At 69.0% G+C, this 19768-nt stretch carries 27 protein-coding genes; 17 read left to right on the forward strand and 10 right to left on the reverse strand.

From position 1 onward, the window contains the following. Positions 1–52 precede the first annotated feature (52 nt). Positions 53–307, forward strand: a complete 255-nt coding sequence (locus tag ASG75_RS16440) for a hypothetical protein (protein WP_157616998.1) — start codon at positions 53–55, stop codon at positions 305–307. 181 nt (positions 308–488) lie between these two features. Then, complete coding sequence (locus ASG75_RS15355; RefSeq protein WP_056391560.1) at positions 489–734, forward strand: hypothetical protein; 246 nt, start codon at positions 489–491, stop codon at positions 732–734. Here the strand turns inward: ASG75_RS15355 and tsaA are convergent. Then, positions 729–1301, reverse strand: a complete 573-nt coding sequence (tsaA, locus tag ASG75_RS15360; RefSeq protein WP_056391564.1) for a tRNA (N6-threonylcarbamoyladenosine(37)-N6)-methyltransferase TrmO — start codon at positions 1299–1301, stop codon at positions 729–731. The two genes, ASG75_RS15355 and tsaA, sit on opposite strands and share 6 nt — an antisense overlap. Positions 1302–1368: 67 nt before the next feature. Here tsaA and ASG75_RS15365 point away from each other — a divergent pair, with 67 nt between their 5' ends. Genes ASG75_RS15365 through ASG75_RS15375 form a run of 3 tightly spaced genes read left to right on the forward strand, consistent with a single transcriptional unit; the run spans position 1369 to position 3012 of the window. Beyond that, complete coding sequence (locus ASG75_RS15365; RefSeq protein WP_056391571.1) at positions 1369–1743, forward strand: YciI family protein; 375 nt, start codon at positions 1369–1371, stop codon at positions 1741–1743. A 2-nt stretch (positions 1744–1745) separates the two neighbouring features. Then, positions 1746–2267, forward strand: a complete 522-nt coding sequence (locus ASG75_RS15370) for a hypothetical protein (RefSeq protein ID WP_056391574.1) — start codon at positions 1746–1748, stop codon at positions 2265–2267. A 28-nt stretch (positions 2268–2295) separates the two neighbouring features. Then, positions 2296–3012 carry an HAD family hydrolase gene (locus ASG75_RS15375; protein ID WP_056391577.1) on the forward strand — a complete coding sequence of 239 codons (717 nt, stop codon included), beginning with the start codon at positions 2296–2298 and terminating at the stop codon, positions 3010–3012. Here ASG75_RS15375 and ASG75_RS15380 read toward each other — a convergent pair. Continuing rightward, the gene (locus ASG75_RS15380; protein ID WP_056391579.1) at positions 3009–3263 is read right to left on the reverse strand and encodes a hypothetical protein; all 255 of its coding nucleotides are present in this window, start codon (positions 3261–3263) and stop codon (positions 3009–3011) included. The two genes, ASG75_RS15375 and ASG75_RS15380, sit on opposite strands and share 4 nt — an antisense overlap. A gap of 65 nt (positions 3264–3328) precedes the next feature. On the opposite strand from ASG75_RS15380, the gene ASG75_RS15385 reads away from it, so the two are divergent. Further along, on the forward strand, positions 3329–3787 hold the full coding sequence (locus ASG75_RS15385) for a putative toxin-antitoxin system toxin component, PIN family (protein ID WP_056391583.1): 459 nt from the start codon (positions 3329–3331) through the stop codon (positions 3785–3787). Positions 3788–3851: 64 nt separating this feature from the next. Continuing rightward, entirely contained in the window at positions 3852–4040 is a 189-nt protein-coding gene (locus ASG75_RS15390; protein ID WP_056391586.1) for a CPXCG motif-containing cysteine-rich protein, read from the forward strand. Between the two features lie 3 nt (positions 4041–4043). Here the strand turns inward: ASG75_RS15390 and pncA are convergent, their stop codons facing one another. Then, complete coding sequence (gene pncA / locus ASG75_RS15395; protein WP_056391589.1) at positions 4044–4697, reverse strand: bifunctional nicotinamidase/pyrazinamidase; 654 nt, start codon at positions 4695–4697, stop codon at positions 4044–4046. Between the two features lie 106 nt (positions 4698–4803). On the opposite strand from pncA, the gene ASG75_RS15400 reads away from it, so the two are divergent. Further along, entirely contained in the window at positions 4804–5190 is a 387-nt protein-coding gene (locus tag ASG75_RS15400; protein ID WP_056391596.1) for a hypothetical protein, read from the forward strand. 4 nt (positions 5191–5194) lie between these two features. Here the strand turns inward: ASG75_RS15400 and ASG75_RS15405 are convergent, their stop codons facing one another. The 5 genes from ASG75_RS15405 to ASG75_RS15425 all read right to left on the reverse strand — a co-directional run bounded on the left by ASG75_RS15405 (position 5195) and on the right by ASG75_RS15425 (position 10197). Continuing rightward, positions 5195–5977 carry a prolyl oligopeptidase family serine peptidase gene (locus tag ASG75_RS15405; RefSeq protein WP_056391599.1) on the reverse strand — a complete coding sequence of 261 codons (783 nt, stop codon included), beginning with the start codon at positions 5975–5977 and terminating at the stop codon, positions 5195–5197. A 10-nt stretch (positions 5978–5987) separates the two neighbouring features. Beyond that, the gene (gene cls / locus ASG75_RS15410) at positions 5988–7382 is read right to left on the reverse strand and encodes a cardiolipin synthase (RefSeq protein WP_056391602.1); all 1395 of its coding nucleotides are present in this window, start codon (positions 7380–7382) and stop codon (positions 5988–5990) included. Between the two features lie 19 nt (positions 7383–7401). Further along, on the reverse strand, positions 7402–8775 hold the full coding sequence (locus tag ASG75_RS15415) for an FAD/NAD(P)-binding protein (RefSeq protein WP_056391605.1): 1374 nt from the start codon (positions 8773–8775) through the stop codon (positions 7402–7404). Positions 8776–8804: 29 nt separating this feature from the next. Then, a complete protein-coding gene (locus ASG75_RS15420; protein WP_056391608.1) occupies positions 8805–9383 on the reverse strand; it encodes a cysteine dioxygenase family protein in 579 nt (192 codons plus the stop codon). Positions 9384–9534: 151 nt separating this feature from the next. Further along, the gene (locus ASG75_RS15425; RefSeq protein ID WP_056391611.1) at positions 9535–10197 is read right to left on the reverse strand and encodes an energy transducer TonB; all 663 of its coding nucleotides are present in this window, start codon (positions 10195–10197) and stop codon (positions 9535–9537) included. 363 nt (positions 10198–10560) lie between these two features. On the opposite strand from ASG75_RS15425, the gene ASG75_RS15430 reads away from it, so the two are divergent. From ASG75_RS15430 to ASG75_RS15440, 3 genes are all read left to right on the forward strand, one after another. After that, entirely contained in the window at positions 10561–10995 is a 435-nt protein-coding gene (locus ASG75_RS15430; RefSeq protein WP_056391614.1) for a hypothetical protein, read from the forward strand. A gap of 99 nt (positions 10996–11094) precedes the next feature. Next, entirely contained in the window at positions 11095–11760 is a 666-nt protein-coding gene (locus ASG75_RS15435) for a hemolysin III family protein (RefSeq protein WP_056391617.1), read from the forward strand. A 2-nt stretch (positions 11761–11762) separates the two neighbouring features. After that, complete coding sequence (locus tag ASG75_RS15440) at positions 11763–12107, forward strand: TfoX/Sxy family protein (protein WP_235580257.1); 345 nt, start codon at positions 11763–11765, stop codon at positions 12105–12107. Positions 12108–12114: 7 nt separating this feature from the next. Here the strand turns inward: ASG75_RS15440 and ASG75_RS15445 are convergent, their stop codons facing one another. After that, a complete protein-coding gene (locus ASG75_RS15445; protein ID WP_056391623.1) occupies positions 12115–12597 on the reverse strand; it encodes a DUF456 domain-containing protein in 483 nt (160 codons plus the stop codon). A gap of 75 nt (positions 12598–12672) precedes the next feature. Here ASG75_RS15445 and ASG75_RS15450 point away from each other — a divergent pair, with 75 nt between their 5' ends. Next, entirely contained in the window at positions 12673–13365 is a 693-nt protein-coding gene (locus tag ASG75_RS15450; protein ID WP_056391627.1) for a serine/threonine protein kinase, read from the forward strand. 19 nt (positions 13366–13384) lie between these two features. Here the strand turns inward: ASG75_RS15450 and ASG75_RS15455 are convergent, their stop codons facing one another. After that, positions 13385–14161 carry a ferredoxin--NADP reductase gene (locus ASG75_RS15455; protein ID WP_056391632.1) on the reverse strand — a complete coding sequence of 259 codons (777 nt, stop codon included), beginning with the start codon at positions 14159–14161 and terminating at the stop codon, positions 13385–13387. 522 nt (positions 14162–14683) lie between these two features. Here ASG75_RS15455 and ASG75_RS15460 point away from each other — a divergent pair. The 5 genes from ASG75_RS15460 (at position 14684) to ASG75_RS15480 (ending at position 19763) form a co-directional block, all read left to right on the forward strand. Continuing rightward, positions 14684–15661, forward strand: coding sequence for a sigma-54 dependent transcriptional regulator (locus ASG75_RS15460; protein ID WP_235580258.1), 978 nt, complete (start codon positions 14684–14686; stop codon positions 15659–15661). Between the two features lie 247 nt (positions 15662–15908). Further along, positions 15909–17252 (forward strand): hypothetical protein, encoded by a 1344-nt coding sequence (locus tag ASG75_RS15465; RefSeq protein ID WP_157617000.1) that lies wholly within the window; start codon positions 15909–15911, stop codon positions 17250–17252. A gap of 110 nt (positions 17253–17362) precedes the next feature. Continuing rightward, positions 17363–17587, forward strand: coding sequence for a hypothetical protein (locus tag ASG75_RS15470; RefSeq protein WP_235580259.1), 225 nt, complete (start codon positions 17363–17365; stop codon positions 17585–17587). Positions 17588–17623: 36 nt separating this feature from the next. Then, positions 17624–19225, forward strand: a complete 1602-nt coding sequence (locus ASG75_RS15475; RefSeq protein WP_056391644.1) for a phage tail sheath C-terminal domain-containing protein — start codon at positions 17624–17626, stop codon at positions 19223–19225. 10 nt (positions 19226–19235) lie between these two features. Continuing rightward, positions 19236–19763: a phage tail protein gene (locus ASG75_RS15480; protein WP_056391647.1), complete on the forward strand. Its 528-nt coding sequence runs from the start codon at positions 19236–19238 to the stop codon at positions 19761–19763. The last annotated feature ends 5 nt before the right edge of the window (positions 19764–19768 follow it).

The following is a 19768-nucleotide window of genomic DNA, read 5'->3' on the forward strand; positions in this document are numbered from 1 at the left end:
GGCGTCGCCGGTCATGGCGCGCGCGGTTCAGTGTGCGTTGAGGCTCGCGGTCATGGCGCGTGTCAAGCAGCTGCGGGGTGAGTTCGTGGTGGTCGACGGCCACGGCGCCGCTCTGAGGGCACCTCGGAGACCCTCGAACGTCCGTCATTCCGGCGAAAGCTGGAATCCAGCGCCTTGGCTGTTCAAGGGCTTGGAGTCGCTGGATCCCAGCTTTCGCTGGGATGACGAACAAAAGCCGAGTTATTCGAGGTTCCCTGAACCAAAAAAAGCCGCGCCGGCGGTAGAGCCGGGCGCGGCCAAGGTTTGAACCGATCCACTGCCAGTGCATCGGGTACCGGTGGCGGAGCGGTCCGCGCCGGCCAGGGCAGTTTGCCGAGCGTAGGTCTCACGGGCTGGGATTGCCCTGATCCCGGTCAGGGCGCCCGGCCGGGCCGGCCGCCATCATCGCCGTTGGCGGATGTCCCGCCGTTGCCCTGGAGACCGTACCGATGCTGTTTCAAGTGAAGGATCTTGCCGGTGATACCGGCGCCATCGCCGCCATCCTGCGTGCCCATGACGCCAACGCACAGGTCAGCGGCGATCCCGTCGCGGGACAGATCGACGTGGCGGCGTCATTGACCTCCGGCCAGGTCATCACCGCCCTGCACGAGGCGGGCTATGAGGCCAGTCGCGTGTCCGAGCCGCGGCAGATCCACGTCAGCGGCGGCAGCACGTGCTGCGGCAGCTGCTCATGATGCGTTGACGTCGTCGTCCGTGCCGCGTGGCCGCGCCGAGCGCGGCTTGCGCGGCCCCGGCGCGGAATGCCGGCCCTGCGCCGCGTCGATCGCGTCGATCCAGCCGGCGCGCGAACCGGGGAACGCGTCCGCGTACGGCACGTACGGCTTGATGTCGAGGATCGGCGTGCCGTCGAGCAGGTCCACTCCGCGCACGCGCAGCGTGCCGTCTTCGACCGCGACCAGCTCCACCGCGGACAGCCCGATCGCGTTCGGCCGGTGCGGCGAGCGGGTCGCCAGCACGCTGCGCTTGCCGCCGCCGCGTGGCGGGCGTACCTCGGCCTTCCAGCCTTCGCTGCGGTGGAACGCGAACAGCAGCCAGATCCGCTCGAAGCCGGCGAGATCGCGCCAGGCCGCCGCGGGGAAACCCGCCACGAACTCGATCACCGCCTCGGCCGCCGCCTGCGTCTCGGTGCCGGCGACCACGGTGGACTGGTGCGGCGCGTCGATGCGCCGCGCGTACGGCGAGCGCACGAACGCGATCGGATGGCAGGAGAATGCGCCGGGGGTATCGTGCACGGTGGTCATGTGCGGCATTATCCACGTTCGCACCGCTTCCCCATGGTTCCGTGAACCTTCCCCTGCCGAGGACGCCATGAAATTTCTCGTGATGATCTACTGCGACGACGCCTTGCTGGACGCGTTGCCGGAAGGCGAGTTCGACACCTTGATGCGCGGCTGCCTGGGCCACGCCGACGAATTGCAGGCCGACGGCTGCCTGCTCGGCTCGCAGCAGCTGGAACACCCGGCCACGGCGCGCACCCTGCGCGTGCGCGGCCAGCGCAGCAGCGTCGTCGACGGCCCGTTCGCCGAAACCAAGGAATACCTGGGCGGCTTCAACCTGATCGAGGCCGCCGACATGGACGAGGCGGTGCGGATCGCCGCGGAGTTCCCGTGGGCGCGCACCGGCGCGATCGAGATCCGCCCGGTGCGCGACATGGATGCGGTCAGGCGGCGGGTGGGCGCGTGAGCATGCGCGACGACGACGATTTCGATACCGGCCCGGACTTCGACGAGGAGGACGACTCGGTCGAGGCGAAGGTCTGGCAGTTGCTGCTGCTGATCAATCCCGGCGACGAGGAGACCGCGCTGCAGCAGTTCGCGGGTTACCGCGAGGCCGCGGCGGAGGTCGAAGACGCGGAGCCGGTCGAGCTGGTCGGCCGGGTGATCGACTGGCGCTCCGGCTTCATGGTCGACGAGCACGACCTGCGTGCGCTGGTGCAGGCGTTGGACGAGCTGAGCGCGCGCTGGAACCTGTCGATCGACTGGAACGGCGACCCGGACGACGACGACTTCTTCGACGACACCGATGCGGGCACCCTGCTCGGCATCGCCTACGACCGCCTCGCCGAATTCGGCTACACGGTGTGGTCGTGGGAAACCGCCGACGATGCCTGCGCCGGCTGGATCACCCTGACCCGCGACAACGAGCCGATGCGCGAACTGGCCACGGCCCTGCATATCAACCTGCGCCTGGGCAGCGACGTGGGCTGAACGGCGGAACACAGAGAACGGAACAACCATGCTGCAATTGATCGGTTTCGACGGCGACGACACGCTGTGGCACAGCGAGGGCTACTACCGCGCGGCCAGCGAGGCGTTCGCCGCGATCATGGGGCGCTACGTGGACCTCGGTGACCAGCACGTGCACGACAGCATGCTGGCCACCGAGCAGCGCAACCTCAAGCTGTTCGGCTACGGCGCCAAGGGCATGGCGCTGTCGATGGTGGAGACGGCGATCACGATCAGCGACGGCCGCATCAGCGCCGCCGACATCCATCGTCTGGTCGAGCTGGGCAAGACCGTGCTGCAGCATCCGGTGGAACTGCTGTCCGGCATCCGCGCAGCGGTCGAGGCGGTGGCGCAGCGGTACGAGGTGGTACTGATCACCAAGGGCGACCTGTTCCACCAGGAAAAGAAGGTGGCCGAGTCCGGGCTGGCCGACCTGTTCCGCCGCATCGAGATCGTGTCGGAGAAGAACGCCGCCACCTACCAGCGCGTGCTCGGCGAGTTCGCGCTGCAGCCGGCGCAGTTCGCGATGGTCGGCAACTCGCTGCGCTCGGACATCGAGCCGGTGGTGCGCCTGGGCGGCTGGGGCGTGTACCTGCCGTACCACGTGACCTGGGCGCACGAGTTGGAGAACGGCCTCGACGCCGACGAACCGCACGTGCTCACGGTGGATGCGCCGGCGGCGATCCCGGCGGCGGTGGAACGCTTGCGCGAACTCGCCGCGGTCTAGTCGTCGAAGCCGGTGTAGCCCTCGGGGAAGATCGGCGTGCCGTCCGCTTCCAGCCCGGTCATGTCGGCCAGCGCCTTGGCGGCGGCGGCTTCGGCGAGGCCCTTGTCGCGGAAGCTGCGGTTCTCGCAGATCGCGTAGTACACCGGAAAGCCGTGGCGGCGCGGCGTGACCGCGAGCCAGGCGGAGTAGCGCGAGCCTTCCAGGCTGGCGCCGGAGCGGGCAAGGTAGTTGTCGAACTCGCGCTCGGCCATGGTCGTCGGTTCCGGTCGGAAAGCGTGCAGTGTATAGCGTGGCCCGCTTGCCTCATCATGGCGCGATGACTGCCGACCACCTGCCGCCACCGCGCATCGTGCTGGACACCAATGTGTGCCTGGACCTGTTCGTGTTCCATGAACCGCAGTCCGCGGCGCTGCATGTGGCGATGCAGGACGGCACGATCGAGGCGGTGACGCGCGCCGATTGCCGCGCCGAATGGCTGCGCGTGCTGCACTACCCGCAGTTGCCGGTTACCGACGCCGCCCGCCCGGCGATCGAGGCGGCGTTCGATGCGCTGGTGCGCTGCCTGCCGGACGAACTGGCCACGGCGCCTGCCGATGTGCCGTTGCCGCGTTGCGCCGACCCGGACGACCAGAAGTTTCTGGAACTGGCGCAGGCATCGGGTGCGCGCTGGCTGGTCAGCAAGGACAACGAACTGCTGAAACTGGCCCCGCGCTGCGCGCGCGACGCGCTGTTCTGGATCGGCCTGCCGCAGGCATGGTCCCTGCGCAAGGGTTGAGCGTCGCATCGCCGACGCTACGCCGCCGTGGTGTACTTGGGCGCCCGCCTGTCGAGACGCGCCCATGCTCACGCCGCACACCATCGACTGCCCGTACTGCGGCGAGCCGATCGAGATCCTGGTTGATGCCTCGATCCCCAGCCAGCAGTACATCGAGGACTGCCAGGTGTGCTGCCGGCCGATCACGCTGCGCGTGGAGGTCGACGCGGACGGCGAGCCGCAGGTGCGTGCCTCCGGCGAGAACGACGCCTGAAGTTCAGGTGGCCGCCAGCGCCGTCGACGTGACGATGCCGATGCCTTGCGCCTGCAGCGTGGCGCGGCTGGCCTCGTCGCCGGCCGGCGCCACCGGGCGGCTCAAGTCCCACAGCACGCTGGCGCGGAAGCCCAGTTCCTGCGCGTCCTGCGCGGTCCACAGCACGCACACGTCGCGCGCCAGTCCGCACACGAACACCTCGTCCACGCCGCGCTCGCGCAGCCAGCCGGCCAGGCCGGTGCTGGGGCGGTTGCCGTGCGGGCCGTGGTTTTCGCGGAAGCCGCTGTAGGAATCCACGGCGGGGTCGCTGCCCTTGCGGATCACCGCGTCCAGCGCCGACCAGTCGATGCCCGGGTGCAGCTCGGCGCCCGGCGTGCCCTGCACGCAATGCTCCGGCCACAGCGTCTGCGGCTGGCCGTACAGCGTGATCTGCTCGAACGGTGCGCGGCCGGGATGCGAGCTGGCGAACGAGACGTGCCCGCGCGGATGCCAGTCCTGCGTGGCCACCACGTGGCGGAAGCGGCGCTGGCGCAGCAGCGCGTCGATGCCCGGCACGATCGCGTCGCCCTCGTGACAGGCCAGCGTGCCGCCGGGCATGAAGTCCGGCTGCACGTCGACCAGGATCAGGGCGGTGCGCGGCGAGAGTGGCTGGTTCATGGCGTGGCTTGCGCGGAAGTTCCGCCGAAGTCTAGCGCGCGCCGCGCCGTCCACGGCGATGACCCATAATGCGCGATGCAGTGGCAACACGGTTCAGGGGTGCGCGATGCAGTACGACCAGTCGTGGATGGGTTACGGGATCGTCGGCGGGGTCCAGGCCGGCTTGATCGCCGCGGCGGCAGGGCTGCTGCTGTTTTTCGTGTTCCACTGGCTGGGCCGGCGCAACGGCTGGGGCTACGGCCCGCAGATCGGCTGGTCGTTCCTGCTGGCAACCGCGCTGACCGCCAGCGGCGACTTGTGGAACCTGTTCTATTTCAACTACGGCCGGCTGCAGTCGCTGCAACTGTTGAGGGTGAAGCTGGCCGAAGTGCATGACCCGGACCACATCGGCCTGCGCGTGCTGTGCGAGTTGCTGGGCGTGACCGCCGGCATCTACGTGGGCTGGGCATTGTGCAGCGGCGACTGGCGCCGGCGCTTCGGTGGGCGCCGGTAGTTTCTCAGCGCGCGGGCAGGCGGTGCGCGAACAGCCACGGCCACAATTCTTTCGTCGCGTACGCCGCTTGCCAGGAGCCGTGGTTGACCCCGGCGAATTCGGTGTAGCGCACTTCGCTGCCGCGCGCCTGCAGCGCCGCGTGCATGCGGCGCGATTCTTCCGGCGGCACCACGTCGTCGAGCGCGCCGTGGAAGATCCACACCGGCAGCGCGCCGAGGTGTGCGGCGACCCAGGCGTACGGATCGCCGGCCTCGGCGGGAATCCCCTGCACGGACAGGTCGGCGTTGTCGTTCGGATGGCGGATGCCGCCGCAGATGACCGCGGCGGCGGCGAACATGCCGGGGCGGTCCAGTGCGATCTGCCACGCGCCGTAGCCGCCCATCGACAGGCCGGTGAGGTAGAGCCGCCGGCGGTCGCCGTGCCATTCGCCGATGCTGTCGTCGAGCGCCTTGAGCGCCATCTGCTCGATCTCGCCGTTCCAGCGGCGACCGTCGGGCGCCTGCGGGATCACCACCACGGCCGGAAAATTCCTGCCGTGTTCGCCGAGCCAGGGCGGCAGGCCCTGGCCGAGCTGGGCGCGGTTGTCGTTGCCGCGCTCGCCGCTGCCGTGCAGGAACAGCACCACCGGCCAGCTGCGTTTGGCCGTCCAGCCGTCCGGCACGAAGACCCGGTAGTGGTACGTCGTGCCGTGCAGTTCCAGCGAGCGCTCGACGAAGCGCGCCGGTTCGCTGGCGTGTCCGGCCAGGCTGACGGCCATCAGGCAAAGCAGCAGGGCGAGCTGGCGCATGGGCGTGCTCCTACAGCAGCGGATCGAACAATCGTGCCACATGCATCGCCACCCGGCGCAGGTACGGCGTGTTGCGGTATTCGTGTTCGTCGACGGCCTTCGCGTGGCTGAAATCCGCGTCGAGCATCGCGGCCACCTCGGTGGCGAAGGCGTGATCGACGACCAGGGCGGCGACCTCGAAGTTGAGCCGGAACGAGCGGCTGTCCAGGTTCAGGCTGCCGATCGCGGCGGTGTCGCGGTCGACCAGCAACGCCTTCTGGTGCAGGAAGCCGGGCTGGTAGCGGTATACGCGGATGCCGGTGCGCACGGCGTGGTAGGCGTGCAGGGTGGAGGCGAGGAACACGGTGCGGTGGTCCGGCCGCGACGGGATCAGCACGCGCACGTCGACCCCGCGCAGCACCGCCAGTTGCAGTGCCGCGCGCACCGCGGTGTCGGGCACGAAGTAGGGCGTGCTCAGCCATACGCGCTGCTGCGCCGCGTTGATCGCGGCGGCGAAGAACAGCGAGCCGGTTTCCTGCGGGTCGGCCGGGCCGCTGGCCACGACCAGCGCGCTGGCGTCGCCGTCGCCGGGCGGCGTGGGCAGCAGCGGCGGCGGCGCGCCGGTGATCCATTGCCAGTCCTCGGCAAACAGTTGCTGCAGGTCGGCCACCGCCGGTCCGCGCAGTTCCAGGTGGGTGTCGCGCCACGGCGCCAGCGGCGGCTTCAGGCCCAGGTATTCGTCGCCCACGTTGAGCCCGCCGACGAAGGCGCGCGCACCGTCCACCACCACGATCTTGCGGTGGTTGCGGAAGTTCAGCTGGAAGCGGTTGCGCCAGCGATGGGTGGCGAAGCGGTGGATCGCCACGCCACCCTCGCGCAAGGTCTCGACGTAGCGTCGCGGCAGCGCGTGGCTGCCGATGCCGTCGAACAACACGCACACTTTCACGCCGGCCGCGGCGCGTTGCAGCAACACCTGCTGCAGGCGCCGGCCCAGCGCGTCGTCGTGGATGATGAAGAACTGCACCAGCAGGCAGTGCTCGGCCGCGGCCATCGCCGCCAGCATGGCGTCGAAGCCGGCTTCGCCGTCGATCAGCAGGCGCAGCCGGTGGCCGCCGCGGAACGGCCGCCCCTGCAGCGCGCTGAGCGCGGCGTGGCGGGCGCAACCCGGGTCGACCGGCGAGGCGGCATCCGTCGCCGCGGAAAGCGCGCGTGCACGTGGCACGGGGTGCCCGGCGCGATAACCGAGGAAACGGCTGGAGCCCAGATACAGGTACGGCAGCAGGGTCACGTACGGCAGCAACAGCAGGCCGAGCGTCCAGCCGACCGCGCCCTGCGGCGTGCGTGCATGCATCACTGCGTGCATCGCCGCGAACATGCCCAGCAGGTGCAGCAGGACGATGCAGGCGGTGAGTGCGCTGGCGGTCATCGCGGGCGCGGCGGGTGGCTCAGTCGCTCAACAGCTGGTCGGCCAGGTGGCGGGCCTGTTGGCGGATTTCCGGCATCGCGGTGGACTCCCACAGCGTGCCGCGCAGCAGGCTGCCGATGGCGAACAGGTTCGGCCAGTACTGCTCCCCGTGCTGCAGGTGGCCGTCGGTGTCGGCCTGCACGCCAAGGCCGAGCGGGTCGGGTGCGATGTGCGCATTGGTGAGCAACTGGCTGACCAGCCGGTGGCTGTTGCGGCGCACGTCGGTATCCAGGCCGACGGTCTGGATCACCAGGTCGGCATCCAGCAGGTGGGTCGCGCCGGCGTGGCCCACGGTCAGTTGCAGCGTGGCGCCGGCGACGTCCACGTCCACCGCGTGCACGCGTCCGCGCTGGCGTTGCAGCCGGCTGTCGCGTTCCAGCGCGGTGATCGTTTCGCGTATCTGCGGCGGCATGCGGTGGCGCACGCGCTCCCACGCCCAGCGCGCGTGGCGCATGAAGCGCGCGCGCTGTTCCGGCGACAGCTCGGCCCACAGGCTGGGCAGGTGCGGGCGCAGGCTGTCGACGACGGCGCGCCATTCGGTGCCTTCCAGGGCGATCGCCTCGCGCAGCAGGCGCATCCAGCGGCGGATCTCGGGTGCATCGCGCATCGCCTCGACCAGCGCGGCGCCGTCATCGGCGGGCGCGGCGGCGGCGCGCAGGTGTGCCTCGGGGAAGCGGCCGTGGCGGGAGACCGCAACGAATTCGGCCTGCGGCCATTGCGCGGACAATTCCAGCAGCACGTCGACCGCGGTCAGCCCCAGCCCGATCACCACCACCTTGCGCGGCGGCGGTTGCAGCGCGCCGGCGTTGGCCAGCAGGCGCCATGGATCGACCACGTAACGGCCGCTGGCGAGGGCGGCGGCGCCGACTCCGGCCAGCGGCTGCGCCGGCAACGCACCCAGGGCCAGTACGGCGGCGTCGGCCGGGTGGCTTTCCTCGCCGTGGATCACGGTGACGCCATCGCGCTCGGGCACCAGCGCGTCGACCGCGAACGGGATGATGTTGACGTGGTGCCCGTGCACCTTGCCCTGCTGCAGTGCGCGCGCCACTTCCGCCTCGAGGTAGTCGCCGTAGCGGCGGCGCGGCAGGAAGTCGGTGCCGGCGATGGCGGGGTTGTCGCGCTGCACGAAATCCAGGAAGCCGCGCGGCTTGCCGGCGAACATGCTCATCGAGGCCGCCCGCACGTTCAGCAGGTGGCGTTCCGAAGTGGTGCCGTAGGCCACGCCGCGCGCCGGCGTGCCGCCGCCGGTGAACCAGTCCAGCTGCAGCGGCTGCGGCGACGCGCGCTCCAGCAGCTCGCTGAGCAGCGTGGCGGCCGCGGCACCGCCGCCGATGATGGCGACCCGTCGAAACATGAAATTCCTTGTGTGTGGTGTCGTGCGGGTCAGCCGGGCAGGCGGCCGGCGATGACGCTGCGCCGTGGCTGCGCGATCCAGCGCCCGGTGGGCTCGGCTTGTTCGTAGGCGAAGTATTCTGCCAGGTCGCCACCGTAGACGTGCAGCGACAGTGCCGTGTCGTGCCGCGACAGGTTGCGGCAGCGGTGCGCCTGCCCGCGGTCGCCCTCGAACCAGACGCCGTCGCCCGGGCCGAGCCAGTTGCGGCCGTGCAGGTTCAGTTCGCCGGAGTCGGCGTCGCGGTGGTACGACTGCACTTCCAGCGCGCCTACCAGGGTCATTTCCAGGCCCCACAGGCCGGCGTGGTCGTGCACGGGGGTGGCGTGGTTCGGCGGCCATGCCAGTACCAGCACGCTGATCGGCGGCTTGCTGCGCTCGGCCAGCAGCCAGCGTTCGAAACCGTGCCGGCGCTGGCGCAGCGAGGCCAGCCGGGCGGCCAGCGCCGACGCGTCCTGGTGCACCACGCGACCCAGTTCGCGCGCCATCGTGGCGAGGTCGGGGTGTTCGGCGGTGGCGTGTTCGAGCGCGATCGCGCGCAGGGTTTTCAAGGTGTGCTGATGCTTGCCCATGCGGTGGAACCTGGCAGGGTGAATGGGCGCCAGTGGAGCATGCGTATCGTTAAAGACGCGTAAGCCGACGGCACTGCTGCGGGCACTTGCGCCGGCGCGTGGATGGGTATCCGGTCGGCGTGGTTGCCGGCCGGATACCCGCGCCGGGCCGCTATTCGCGCAGGTCGAACGTCACCGGTACCCGCGCCCACGCGCGCACTGCCTGTCCGTTCACCATCGCCGGCTGGAACCGCCACCCGGCCAGCACCTGCTCGGCGGCACTGCGGTCGAGCAGCAGGTAGCCGCTGCCGTGCTCCACCGACACCTGCACCGGCTTGCCGGTCTCGTCCACCAGCACGCGCAGCAGCACCGTGCCCTGCATGTGCTGCTGCAGCGCGCGGGTGGGGAAGCGCAGCGGGGCCGAGCGGTAGGCCAGGCTGGCCTCGACCGGCGCGGTCAGCGCCGGCCCGGGCGTGCTGGCGTTCGGCAGCAGGGTCGGGGTGGTGACCGGCGGCACGGCGACATGGCCTTCGGTACTGGGCACGATGGCCGGCGGGCTGGCCGGCAACGGCCGCAGGTGCGCGACAGGCGCGACGGATGGATGCGGCAGTGGCGCCATCTCGACCGGCGGTAGCGGCAGTGGCGGTTTCGGTTCGACGAAACGGATCGTGGGTATCGGGTTGATCTGTTCGATCGCGTGGAAAAACGCCGGGCCGGTCGGTCGCGAGGCGATCACGATTACGGCAAGGTTGAGTGCGATCGCGGCGCTGATGGCGGCGATGCGTGCACGGTCGGGGTGGGTACGATGAGCTACGGCCAGGCTTGCGGACGACATGGCGACCTCCTGACTTCGGTGGGGATGTTGCGGCGGTCACGCTGCGCGAGCAGGGGGATCGTGCCGTCGCGACTGCAGCGTATGCCCCGGCAAGGCGGTTGCGCAAGCAGACGGCTGGATGGCCAAATGCCGGATGGCGGCGCGGTGGCCGCAGCGGGCAAAAAAAGCCCCGCGGGGAGGCGGGGCGGTAATGACGGATGGTCAGGGGATGCTCGCATCCGTAGCGGTAGCTTGAACGACGGCGGCCATGATCGGGTGTGGATTCTTTGTGAAGGCGGCTTTCACGCCGGTTCACGCCGCGAGCGCCGTCGTCCTGCAACAATCGGTCCCTGGCAACGGGCCGGCAGGCGATGAGGAACGACGATGAACCTGATCAAATGGGCGGGCGTGGTGGGGCTGGCGTGCGGCAGCCTGCTGTTGGGCACGCCGGCGCGGGCCGGCGACATTTCCTGCAAGATGAGTTTCCAGCTGTCCGGCTGGTCGGTGTTCTACAAGACCGCCAGCGGCAGCGGCACGGTCCGCTGCAGCAACGGCCAGAGCCTGCACGTGAAGCTGCGCGCCAAGGGCGGCGGCCTGACCTTCGGCAAGACGAAGATCACCGACGGCGTCGGCAAATTTACCGGCATCAGCAATGTGCGCGACGTGCTGGGCCACTATGCCAACGCCGAGGCGCATGCCGGCGCGGAGAAGTCGGCCGCGGCGCAGGTGCTAACCAAGGGCAACGTCTCGCTGGCGCTCAGCGGCAAGGGCGAGGGCTGGAACCTGGGCGTGGCGTTCGGCGCGTTCATCATCGAATAACGTGACGGGGTGCCGGTGCGGCCATGCGTCACGGTAGGCGGACGTGGGCGTGCCCGGTTAAGGTATGCCCACGCGCCTCGCGTTACCCAGGAGCCACGCATGTCAGGCACATCCGGTGCGGTGATCCCGCGCTACAGCTTCGGCGACGAGCTTGCCAGCAGCATCATCCACGGCCTCGGCATCGTGCTCAGCATTGCCGGGCTGGCGACGCTGGTGGCGTTCGCGGCCCTGCATGGCAACGCGCTGACCGTGGTGGCCTGCGCGGTGTTCGGCACCTCGCTGGTGCTGCTGTACACCGCCTCCACGCTGTACCACTCGGTTTCCGTGGCGGCCGCCAAGCCGGCGTTGCGCGCACTCGACCACATCGCGATCTACGTGCTGATCGCCGGCACCTACACCCCGTTCACCCTGGTCGCCTTGCCGGGAGCATGGGGCTGGAGCCTGTTCGTGGTGGTGTGGGCGCTGGCGCTGGCCGGCACCGCGCTGGAACTGGGCCTGCTTCGACGCTACCGCAAACTGGCGGTGCTGCTGTACGTGGGCATGGGTTGGATCGGCATGGTCGCGTTCAAGCCGCTCAGCGAGCATCTGCAGGCCGGCGGTACCGCGCTGCTGCTTGCCGGTGGCTTGGCCTATACGCTGGGCGTGCCGTTCTACCTGTGGCGGCGGCTGCCGTATCACCACGCGTTGTGGCACGTGTTCGTGCTGGCCGGCAGCGTGCTGCATTTCCTGGCCGTGCTGCTGTACGTGATCCCCGGACCGGCGTGAGCGTGCCGGCGAGCCTCGCGACCCTGCGCCGCGAACTGGAGGATGCCGCCACCCATCTGGGCCGGCCGCACGACCTGCGCTTCAAGCCGATGTTCGGCGGGCTGATGGCCTGGCTCGACGAGCAGCCCTGCGCGTGGCTGACGTCGGGCGGATTGGCCTTGAAACTGGCGCCGGCCGACCAGCCGGCGCTGCTGCGGATCGAAGGCACGGCGCGGCTGATCGCCAAGCCCGGTGCGGCACCGAGCCGGCACTACATCGTGTTGCCCGCCGCGCTCAGCCGCGACACCGTGCAGCTTGCCGGCTGGCTGGCCAGGAGCGCGACCGGCGCGGTGCGGAACGCGCGCTGAAACGCGTTCAGCCGAACAGCATGGCCAGGCCGAACAAGCCGACCATCACGAACGAGAGCACCAGTTTCACCAGCGTGCCGAGCAGCAGGCCGAGCCAGGTGCCGATGCCGACATGGGCCGAGCGCAGCACGCTGGTGCCGGAAGCCAGTTCGCCGGCGAGCGCACCGAGGAACGGCCCGAACAGCAGGCCGGGGATGCCGAGGAACATGCCCACCAGGGTGCCCAGCGCCGCGCCCCACAGGGCCAGCTTGCTGGCGCCCACCCGTTTGGCGCCGAGCGTGCTGGCGACGAAGTCGACGATCACCCCGAGCGTGCCGAGCGCGCCGATGATCAGCAGCCACCACAGACCCAGGTGCCGGTAGCCGTCCACCGCGGCGGCCAGCCAGATGCCGCCGAACAGCATCGGGATGCCGGGCAGGGCCGGCAGCACGGCGCCGGCCAGGCCGCCGACGATCAGCAACGCGGCCAGCACATACAACGCGATATCCATCAGTCCGATTCCGTTGACACGATCACACGGCGGGCATGCCGGCCGCACGACCATCGCCGGTTGAGACACTATGGCATGCAACCGCGCGTCGTTCGCGCCTGCCGGAATCCCCGTGTGGACGCTGCCAACCCGATCCTGCTCAAGGCTGATGAACTCGGCCGCATCGAGATCGTCGAACGCGACGGCGTGCGGATGATCCGCCGCGACGTTCGCGCCGCGCGATGGTGGGCGTGGCCGGCCGCCCATCGTGCGGCGGCGCGCGAGGCGCGGGCGCTGGCCCGGCTGGCCGGGATCGACGGCGTACCCGCACTGCTGGGCTGGGATGGCCGCGAACTGCTGCGCAGCTACATCGCCGGCGCGCCGATGCAGCAGGCGCGGCCGCGCGAACGCGGCTACTACCGTGATGCGCTGCGCCTGCTGGCGCGGTTGCACCGGCGCGGCATCGTGCACAACGATCTGGCCAAGGAACCGAACTGGCTGGTGCGCGCGGACGGCCGTCCGGCGCTGGTGGATTTCCAGCTTGCCTGGACCCGCGGCCGCCGTGGCCGCCTGTTCCGGTTGCTGGCGCGCGAGGACCTGCGCCACCTGCTCAAGCACAAGCGCACGTATTGCGCGGGGGCGTTGAGCGCACGCCAGCGCGCGATCCTCGAAACCCCCGCGCCGCATTCGCGGCTGTGGCGCGCCACCGGCAAGCGGCTGTACAAGCTGGTCGCGCGTCGCGTGTTCGGTTACTGGGACAACGAAGGCAACGGGCGCGTGCGCGATTGAAGCGTCCGGCACGTAAAAGCTACTTCTCCACGAACGCCCGCTCGATCACGTAGTCGCCCGGTTCGCGCGTGCGCGGTGAGGAGCGGAAGCCGCGGCCGTCGAGCAGGCCGCTCAAGTCGTCCAGCATCGCCGGGCTGCCGCACAGCATCACGCGATCGGTGGCCGGGTTCAGCGGCGGCAGGCCGGTCGCCGCGCTCATCACGCCGTCGACGATCGCGTCGGTGATGCGGCCACGGTGGCGGAACGGCTCGCGCGTCACGGTGGGGTAGTAGATCAGTTTCTCGCGCACCAGCTCGCCCAGGTAATCGTGCTGCGGCAGCTGGTTTTCCAGGTAGTCGGCGTAGGCCAGGTCGTCGACCCGGCGTACGCCATGGGCCAGCACGATCCTGTCGAAGCGCTCGTAGGTATCCGGGTCGCGGATGATGCTCATGAACGGCGCCAGCCCGGTGCCGGTGCCGAGCAGGTACAGGTGCCTGCCGGGCTTGAGGTCGGTCAGCACCAGGGTGCCGGTGGGCTTGCGCGTGACGATCAGCGGGTCGCCGGGTTGCAGGTGCTGCAGGCGCGAGGTGAGCGGGCCGTCGGGCACCTTGATCGAGAAGAACTCCAGGTGTTCCTCCCAGCTGGCGCTGGCGATCGAGTACGCGCGCATCAGCGGACGGCCGTCCGTTTCCAGCCCGATCATCACGAACTGGCCGCTGTCGAAGCGGAAACCCGGGTCGCGGGTGGTGCGGAAGGAAAACAGCGTGTCGTTCCAGTGCTGCACGTCGATCACGTGCTCGGTTGCCATTGCCGCCATGGTCGGTTGTCTCGCGTTGTTGCCGTATCGGTGCCGGGAAGTCGCACGCCGGGCCATCCGGCAGGCCGGAGATGGGGACTCGCGGGGAGGGCGGCCGTGGCCGCGGTGCCTTGCGAGCGCCGGGATGGGCGCGGCGACAGCTGCCTAGGATACGCGAGCGGCCATGAACACGCCCGTTTCGGACGCGGCCATGAGGGCGATGCGGCATCGTGCCGCGTCGCCAGCCATCGCCGGGAGCCGGGTGTCACGACGGAGCGCCGGTTTTGTGATCGGCGGCCGTTTCTGGTGCAGACAAGGTGATGTATTACGCCAGTCAGCGTTCCAGTACTACGTCGATAACGGCCAAGGATGACAGCAAGAACAGCCTTGGACTGCAGCGCGGAAACTGCGCATACTCCATCGTCGCCGCTGATCCGGTGCGCCGAGGCCGGATCGCGATGGGTACCAGGGGGATTTCATGGCGCGCCGATACTGGCGTGCCGGGGTTCTTGCTGGTGACTTCGGGGGCGGACGATGCCGGTGATGCTCGGCCAATCCAAGGCGATCCAGGCGGTGCGCGCGCAATTGCAGCGCTATGCCGGCTGCGATGTGCAGGTGCTGATCGAAGGCGAGACCGGCACCGGCAAGGAACTGGCGGCGCGGGAAATCCACTACGCCAGCGCACGCCGCGACCACCCGTTCGTGCCGGTCAACTGCGGCGCGATCCCCGACAGCCTGATCGAGAACGAACTGTTCGGGCATGACCGCGGCGCCTTCACCGACGCCAAGGGCGCCCAGCCCGGGCTGATCGACCACGCGCGCGGCGGCACGCTGTTCCTCGACGAGGTCGACACGCTCTCGGACAAGGGCCAGGTGACCTTGCTGCGCTTCCTGCAGGACAACGAATACCGGCCCGTCGGCTGCGGCGCGGCGCGAGTGTCGGACGCGCGCATCATCGCTGCCACCAATGCCAGCCTGGAGCGCCAGGTGGTGGCCGGGCGCTTCCGTCGCGACCTGCACTATCGACTCAATGCCTTGTACCTGCGGCTGCCGCCGCTGCGCGAACGCGACGACGACGTGGCCCTGCTGGCCGGCCATTTCGTCGGCGCCGTCGCGGTGCGGTTGCGGGGGCCGGCCAAGCAGTGGGGGGAAGATGCCCTGCAGGCGCTGCTTGCGTATGCCTGGCCGGGCAACGTGCGCGAGCTGGACAACATCGCGTTGCGTGCCTACATGTGCAGCGAGGGGCCGATCATCGGCCTCGCCGAACTGGCGGCGGCCGAGCCGGCCTTTGCCGGCGCGGGCGCGATGCCCAGGCGCCGCGCCAGCGAGCCGGACCTCGGCTTCAGCGCGGCCAAGCTGCACGCCATCCGCAAGTTCGAGCACGACTACCTCACTCACCTGATGCAGCAAGCCTGCGGCAATATCAGCGCCGCCGCCCGCCTGTCCGGCACCGAGCGCCGCCAGCTCGGCAAGCTGCTGCTGAAGCACGGCATCGGGACCAAGCCGTTCCGTCCAAGGTAATCGCGGCACGCGTTGTGCCCACCATCTTTTGTGCCGGGTGCAATGACACCCGCCGGGCCATCGCAGCGGGTCAACGCTGCCCCATGGGCCGCTGCCCGCGGCGCCGCCAACCCACGTGACAAGCCATTCTGCCGCGCCCGACGCGTGGCATGGATGTTGCCTTTTCAGCTGGCGCCTGCTGCATGACGCAATTCATGCGCAGCGGAACATCCCGCACCGTCGGCGCACGCGTGATCCGGAGGGCGACATGGCCAAGCATGAAGATTCTGCGATGAACACCGCACACACGCCGGCAGCGATTCCGTGCTGTCCACCCCTGGTGCCATGTGCGGTTTGCGACGTTCTGAATTTCACTTATCGGCTGCCGTTTCGCCCAGTGGTGACTGTTGGCGATCAGCGCCAGGCCGTGCCGGTCGAAGTCACCCTGCATTTCCGCCTGACGCGCTGCGCAGGCCCCCTTTCGCTGGGCGACCCGATATACACCACCACGCTGTTGCCTGGCGAGCAGGTGCGGCTCACCTCCAGCGACCGTCATACCCGCTACAGCTTCGACAGCGAAACCAACCTCAGCTATCGCAACGAATCCACCTCCGAGGAGTCCTACTACGCGGCCGGCATGGCGTACGGCATGAGCAACCTCGATGTGCTCGACACGACCAAGGCCAATTCGTCGTTCAGTTCGTCGTCGGTCAGCGGCGGCGGCGGTGCGGGTATCGATCTGGGCATCTTCAGCATCGGCGGTTCGGTCGCCGCCAGCTCCCATGACGCCCACTCCACCAGCACGCTGGCGCACTCGCTGAGCCAGCATTCACAGACACTGCAGCAGCACATGGAGGTCAGCACGCGCGCTGCGGCGTCGACCTCGATCGGCGAAGTGGCCACCCGCAGTCACCAGCAGGGCGAATCCGAGGATCAGTACGAGTCGGCCACGCGCACCTTCAGCAACCCCAACCATTGCCACGCCATCACGTTTTTCTTCTACCGCATCAACAAATGCCAGACGGTCAAATTCGAACTGGTGAGCATTGAGCGCCGCGTCGACGACCCGCTGGCGCCCACATCGGTGGCGTTGAATCCGCCGAAGCCGGCCACCGGAGTCGCGGTTCATTCCAGTGCGGTACTCGCCACAGGCGCGAATCGCCTCGATGTCGCACGCCGTGCCCTGGATAGCGTGGCGGTCGAACAGGCCGGCGTCGGCCCGGCTGCCGGGGTACTGCTCGGTCGGTCGTTCACGAATTTCACCCACGCCGCACCGATACCCGTGGACGCTCGGCGGGCCGCCCTGAAACAGGTGGATCAGGATCTGGTGAAGGAAGGCCTGCTGGACAAGGAGGGTGGAACGGTTTCCGCAGCGGCGCAGAAAACGCTCGGCTGGGAAAAGACCATGGCGATTCCTACACCGGGTGTTCTCGTCAAGGGATGCCTGGACGACTGCGATATCTGCGAGCCGGAACTCAAGCAGCAGATCGCGCTCGATCTGGTGCGCCGGGATCTCGAGAATCAACTGTTGAAGAAGCAGATCGACCTGCTGGAGAAATCACAGGAATACCGCTGTTGTCCGGCGGCTGAAACCGAGACCGTCACGCACTAGTTGCCATCTCGCCGAATCGGTTCGGGTCGCTTGGGCATCTGAGCAGAGGCTGGGTCATGACGAAACCGCGGAGCAGAGACGCGGGGGACGAAGGCGGTGGCGAAATCGAGATGTCGGTGCTCGCCTATCTGCAGCGTCACCCGCAAGCAGCGGACACCCTCCGCGGCATCGTCAACTGGTGGTTGCCGCGGCAGCGCTATGAAATCAGCTGCCAGCGTATCGAACATGTCCTGGGTCGGCTGGTGACCGAGGGGCTGCTGCATCGCGACGAGTTGCCCGATGGCGAAGTGTTGTATGCGCTGAACAAGCACAAGAAACCGCCGCAGCCGAACTGACTGCGACACGGGTTTTCACGACGGAGGACCGATCCCATGCCATCTTCGCTCACCTATCCGGGCGTCTACATCGAGGAAATTCCCAGCGGCGTCCGCACCATCACCGGGGTGGCCACCTCGATCACCGCCTTCGTCGGCCGCGCCGCCCGCGGACCGGCCGATGCCGACACGGAAAGCCCGGTCATCATCAACAGCTACGGCGATTTCGAGCGCAACTTCGGCAGCCTCGACCCGGCCTATCCGATGGGCTATGCCGTGCGCGACTTCTACCTCAACGGCGGCGCCCAGGCGGCGATCGTGCGGCTGTACAAGGGCACCGACGGCAAGCCGGCGAAGGCGGTCGTCGCGATCGCCAACCTGCCGCTGGAGGCGGCCACCGCCGGCAGCTGGGGCAACCAGTTGCGCGTGCGCGTCGACAGCAATGTGTCGCCCGATATTGCCACCAGCTTCGGGCTGGCGGTCGGCGATCTGTTCAACCTTACCGTGCGCGACATGGCCAGCGGCACCCAGGAAAGTTTCCTCAACCTCAGCGTGAAGGAAAGCCCGCGCCGGGTCGACCGCGTGCTGAAGGCGGGCTCCGCGTTGCTGCGCGTGGCCGCCGCGCCTGCGCTGACGGACAGCGTGCCGACCGCCCATGCCGCTGCGCCGGCGGGCAAGACTGTATGGGACGACGACACGTCCTCCACCGGTGTGGCTGCGCCAGCGGGGCAGGCCGTTGACAGCGCGGCGCTGGATGACAACACCTACCTGGGCAACGCCGACGCCAAGACCGGCATCTACGCGCTGAAGAAGACCGACCTGTTCAACCTGCTGTGCATTCCGCCCGACCTGCGTGGAGGCAACACGTCCAAGCCGGTCTACCAGAACGCGATGGCGCTCTGCGTGGAACGGCGTGCCTTGCTGATTGTCGATGCGCCGACCGAATGGGGCAGCGCCGGCGCCATCACCCCGGCCGTGCTGGCTGCCCTTGGCCTCACCGGCATCGCCGCGCGCAACGCCGCGCTGTACTTCCCGCGGGTGATCGAGTCGGACCCGAAGCGCCAGGGCCAGCTCGACACCTTCGTGCCCTGCGGCATCGTCGCCGGGGTGATGGCGCGCACCGATACGCAACGCGGCGTGTGGAAGGCGCCGGCCGGCATCGACGCGGCGCTGAACGGCGTGCAGGGGCTCGCCGCCACGCTCAACGACGCCGAGAACGGCATGCTCAATCCGCTCGGCGTGAACTGCCTGCGCAGCTTCCCGCTGGTCGGCCCGGTGGCATGGGGTTCGCGCACGCTGCGCGGCGCCGACCTGCTCGCCGACGAATACAAGTACGTGCCGGTGCGCCGGCTCGCGCTGTACATCGAGGAGAGCCTGTTCCGCGGCACCCAGTGGGTGGTGTTCGAGCCGAACGACGAGCCGCTGTGGTCGCAGATCCGCCTCAACGTGGGCGCCTTCATGCAGAACCTGTTCCGCCAGGGCGCGTTCCAGGGCAAGACGCCGAACGACGCCTACTTCGTGAAGTGCGACAAGGAAACCACCACGCAGAACGACATTAACCTCGGCATCGTCAACATCGTGGTCGGATTCGCGCCGCTCAAGCCCGCCGAGTTCGTGGTCATCCAGCTGCAGCAGATGGCCGGCCAGATCCAGACCTGAGGAAACCACCATGGCTCAGTTCAGCGTCAATGCGCAGCGCTTCGATCCGTACAAGAACTTCAAGTTCCGGGTGAAATGGGACGGCCGCTACGTGGCCGGGGTCAGCAAGGTGTCGGGCCTGAAGCGCACCACCGAGGTGGTCAAGCACCGCGAGGGCGGCGACCCCAGCAGCACACGCAAGTCGCCCGGGCGCACCGAGTACGAGGCGATCACCATCGAGCGCGGCGTCACCCACGACAGCGAGTTCGAGAAGTGGGCGAACAAGGTGTGGAACTTCGGCGCCGGACTCGGCGCGGAAGTCTCGCTGAAGGACTTCCGCAAAGATCTGATCCTGGAGGTCTACAACGAGGCCGGCCAGCTCGCGCTGGCGTACAAGCTGTATCGCTGCTGGGTCTCGGAGTACCAGGCGATGCCCGACCTGGACGCGAACGCGAACGCGGTGGCGATCCAGCACCTGAAGCTCGAGAACGAGGGCTGGGAGCGCGACGTCGGCGTGCCGGAGCCGGCCGAGTCGAGCTTCACCGTGCCCGCCGGCTGAGCGTC

The sequence above is a fragment of the Rhodanobacter sp. Soil772 genome (genome assembly GCF_001428385.1).
Classification (GTDB): domain Bacteria; phylum Pseudomonadota; class Gammaproteobacteria; order Xanthomonadales; family Rhodanobacteraceae; genus Rhodanobacter.

Coding starts and splice junctions, on each gene's coding strand:
- ASG75_RS16440 (WP_157616998.1), top strand. CDS start 53: ATGGCGCGTGTCAAGCAGCTGCGGGGTGAGTTCGTGGTGGTCGACGGC.
- ASG75_RS15355 (WP_056391560.1), top strand. CDS start 489: ATGCTGTTTCAAGTGAAGGATCTTGCCGGTGATACCGGCGCCATCGCC.
- tsaA (WP_056391564.1), bottom strand. CDS start 1,301: ATGACCACCGTGCACGATACCCCCGGCGCATTCTCCTGCCATCCGATC.
- ASG75_RS15365 (WP_056391571.1), top strand. CDS start 1,369: ATGAAATTTCTCGTGATGATCTACTGCGACGACGCCTTGCTGGACGCG.
- ASG75_RS15370 (WP_056391574.1), top strand. CDS start 1,746: ATGCGCGACGACGACGATTTCGATACCGGCCCGGACTTCGACGAGGAG.
- ASG75_RS15375 (WP_056391577.1), top strand. CDS start 2,296: ATGCTGCAATTGATCGGTTTCGACGGCGACGACACGCTGTGGCACAGC.
- ASG75_RS15380 (WP_056391579.1), bottom strand. CDS start 3,263: ATGGCCGAGCGCGAGTTCGACAACTACCTTGCCCGCTCCGGCGCCAGC.
- ASG75_RS15385 (WP_056391583.1), top strand. CDS start 3,329: ATGACTGCCGACCACCTGCCGCCACCGCGCATCGTGCTGGACACCAAT.
- ASG75_RS15390 (WP_056391586.1), top strand. CDS start 3,852: ATGCTCACGCCGCACACCATCGACTGCCCGTACTGCGGCGAGCCGATC.
- pncA (WP_056391589.1), bottom strand. CDS start 4,697: ATGAACCAGCCACTCTCGCCGCGCACCGCCCTGATCCTGGTCGACGTG.
- ASG75_RS15400 (WP_056391596.1), top strand. CDS start 4,804: ATGCAGTACGACCAGTCGTGGATGGGTTACGGGATCGTCGGCGGGGTC.
- ASG75_RS15405 (WP_056391599.1), bottom strand. CDS start 5,977: ATGCGCCAGCTCGCCCTGCTGCTTTGCCTGATGGCCGTCAGCCTGGCC.
- cls (WP_056391602.1), bottom strand. CDS start 7,382: ATGACCGCCAGCGCACTCACCGCCTGCATCGTCCTGCTGCACCTGCTG.
- ASG75_RS15415 (WP_056391605.1), bottom strand. CDS start 8,775: ATGTTTCGACGGGTCGCCATCATCGGCGGCGGTGCCGCGGCCGCCACG.
- ASG75_RS15420 (WP_056391608.1), bottom strand. CDS start 9,383: ATGGGCAAGCATCAGCACACCTTGAAAACCCTGCGCGCGATCGCGCTC.
- ASG75_RS15425 (WP_056391611.1), bottom strand. CDS start 10,197: ATGTCGTCCGCAAGCCTGGCCGTAGCTCATCGTACCCACCCCGACCGT.
- ASG75_RS15430 (WP_056391614.1), top strand. CDS start 10,561: ATGAACCTGATCAAATGGGCGGGCGTGGTGGGGCTGGCGTGCGGCAGC.
- ASG75_RS15435 (WP_056391617.1), top strand. CDS start 11,095: ATGTCAGGCACATCCGGTGCGGTGATCCCGCGCTACAGCTTCGGCGAC.
- ASG75_RS15445 (WP_056391623.1), bottom strand. CDS start 12,597: ATGGATATCGCGTTGTATGTGCTGGCCGCGTTGCTGATCGTCGGCGGC.
- ASG75_RS15450 (WP_056391627.1), top strand. CDS start 12,673: ATGCAACCGCGCGTCGTTCGCGCCTGCCGGAATCCCCGTGTGGACGCT.
- ASG75_RS15455 (WP_056391632.1), bottom strand. CDS start 14,161: ATGGCGGCAATGGCAACCGAGCACGTGATCGACGTGCAGCACTGGAAC.
- ASG75_RS15460 (WP_235580258.1), top strand. CDS start 14,684: ATGCTCGGCCAATCCAAGGCGATCCAGGCGGTGCGCGCGCAATTGCAG.
- ASG75_RS15465 (WP_157617000.1), top strand. CDS start 15,909: ATGGCCAAGCATGAAGATTCTGCGATGAACACCGCACACACGCCGGCA.
- ASG75_RS15470 (WP_235580259.1), top strand. CDS start 17,363: ATGTCGGTGCTCGCCTATCTGCAGCGTCACCCGCAAGCAGCGGACACC.
- ASG75_RS15475 (WP_056391644.1), top strand. CDS start 17,624: ATGCCATCTTCGCTCACCTATCCGGGCGTCTACATCGAGGAAATTCCC.
- ASG75_RS15480 (WP_056391647.1), top strand. CDS start 19,236: ATGGCTCAGTTCAGCGTCAATGCGCAGCGCTTCGATCCGTACAAGAAC.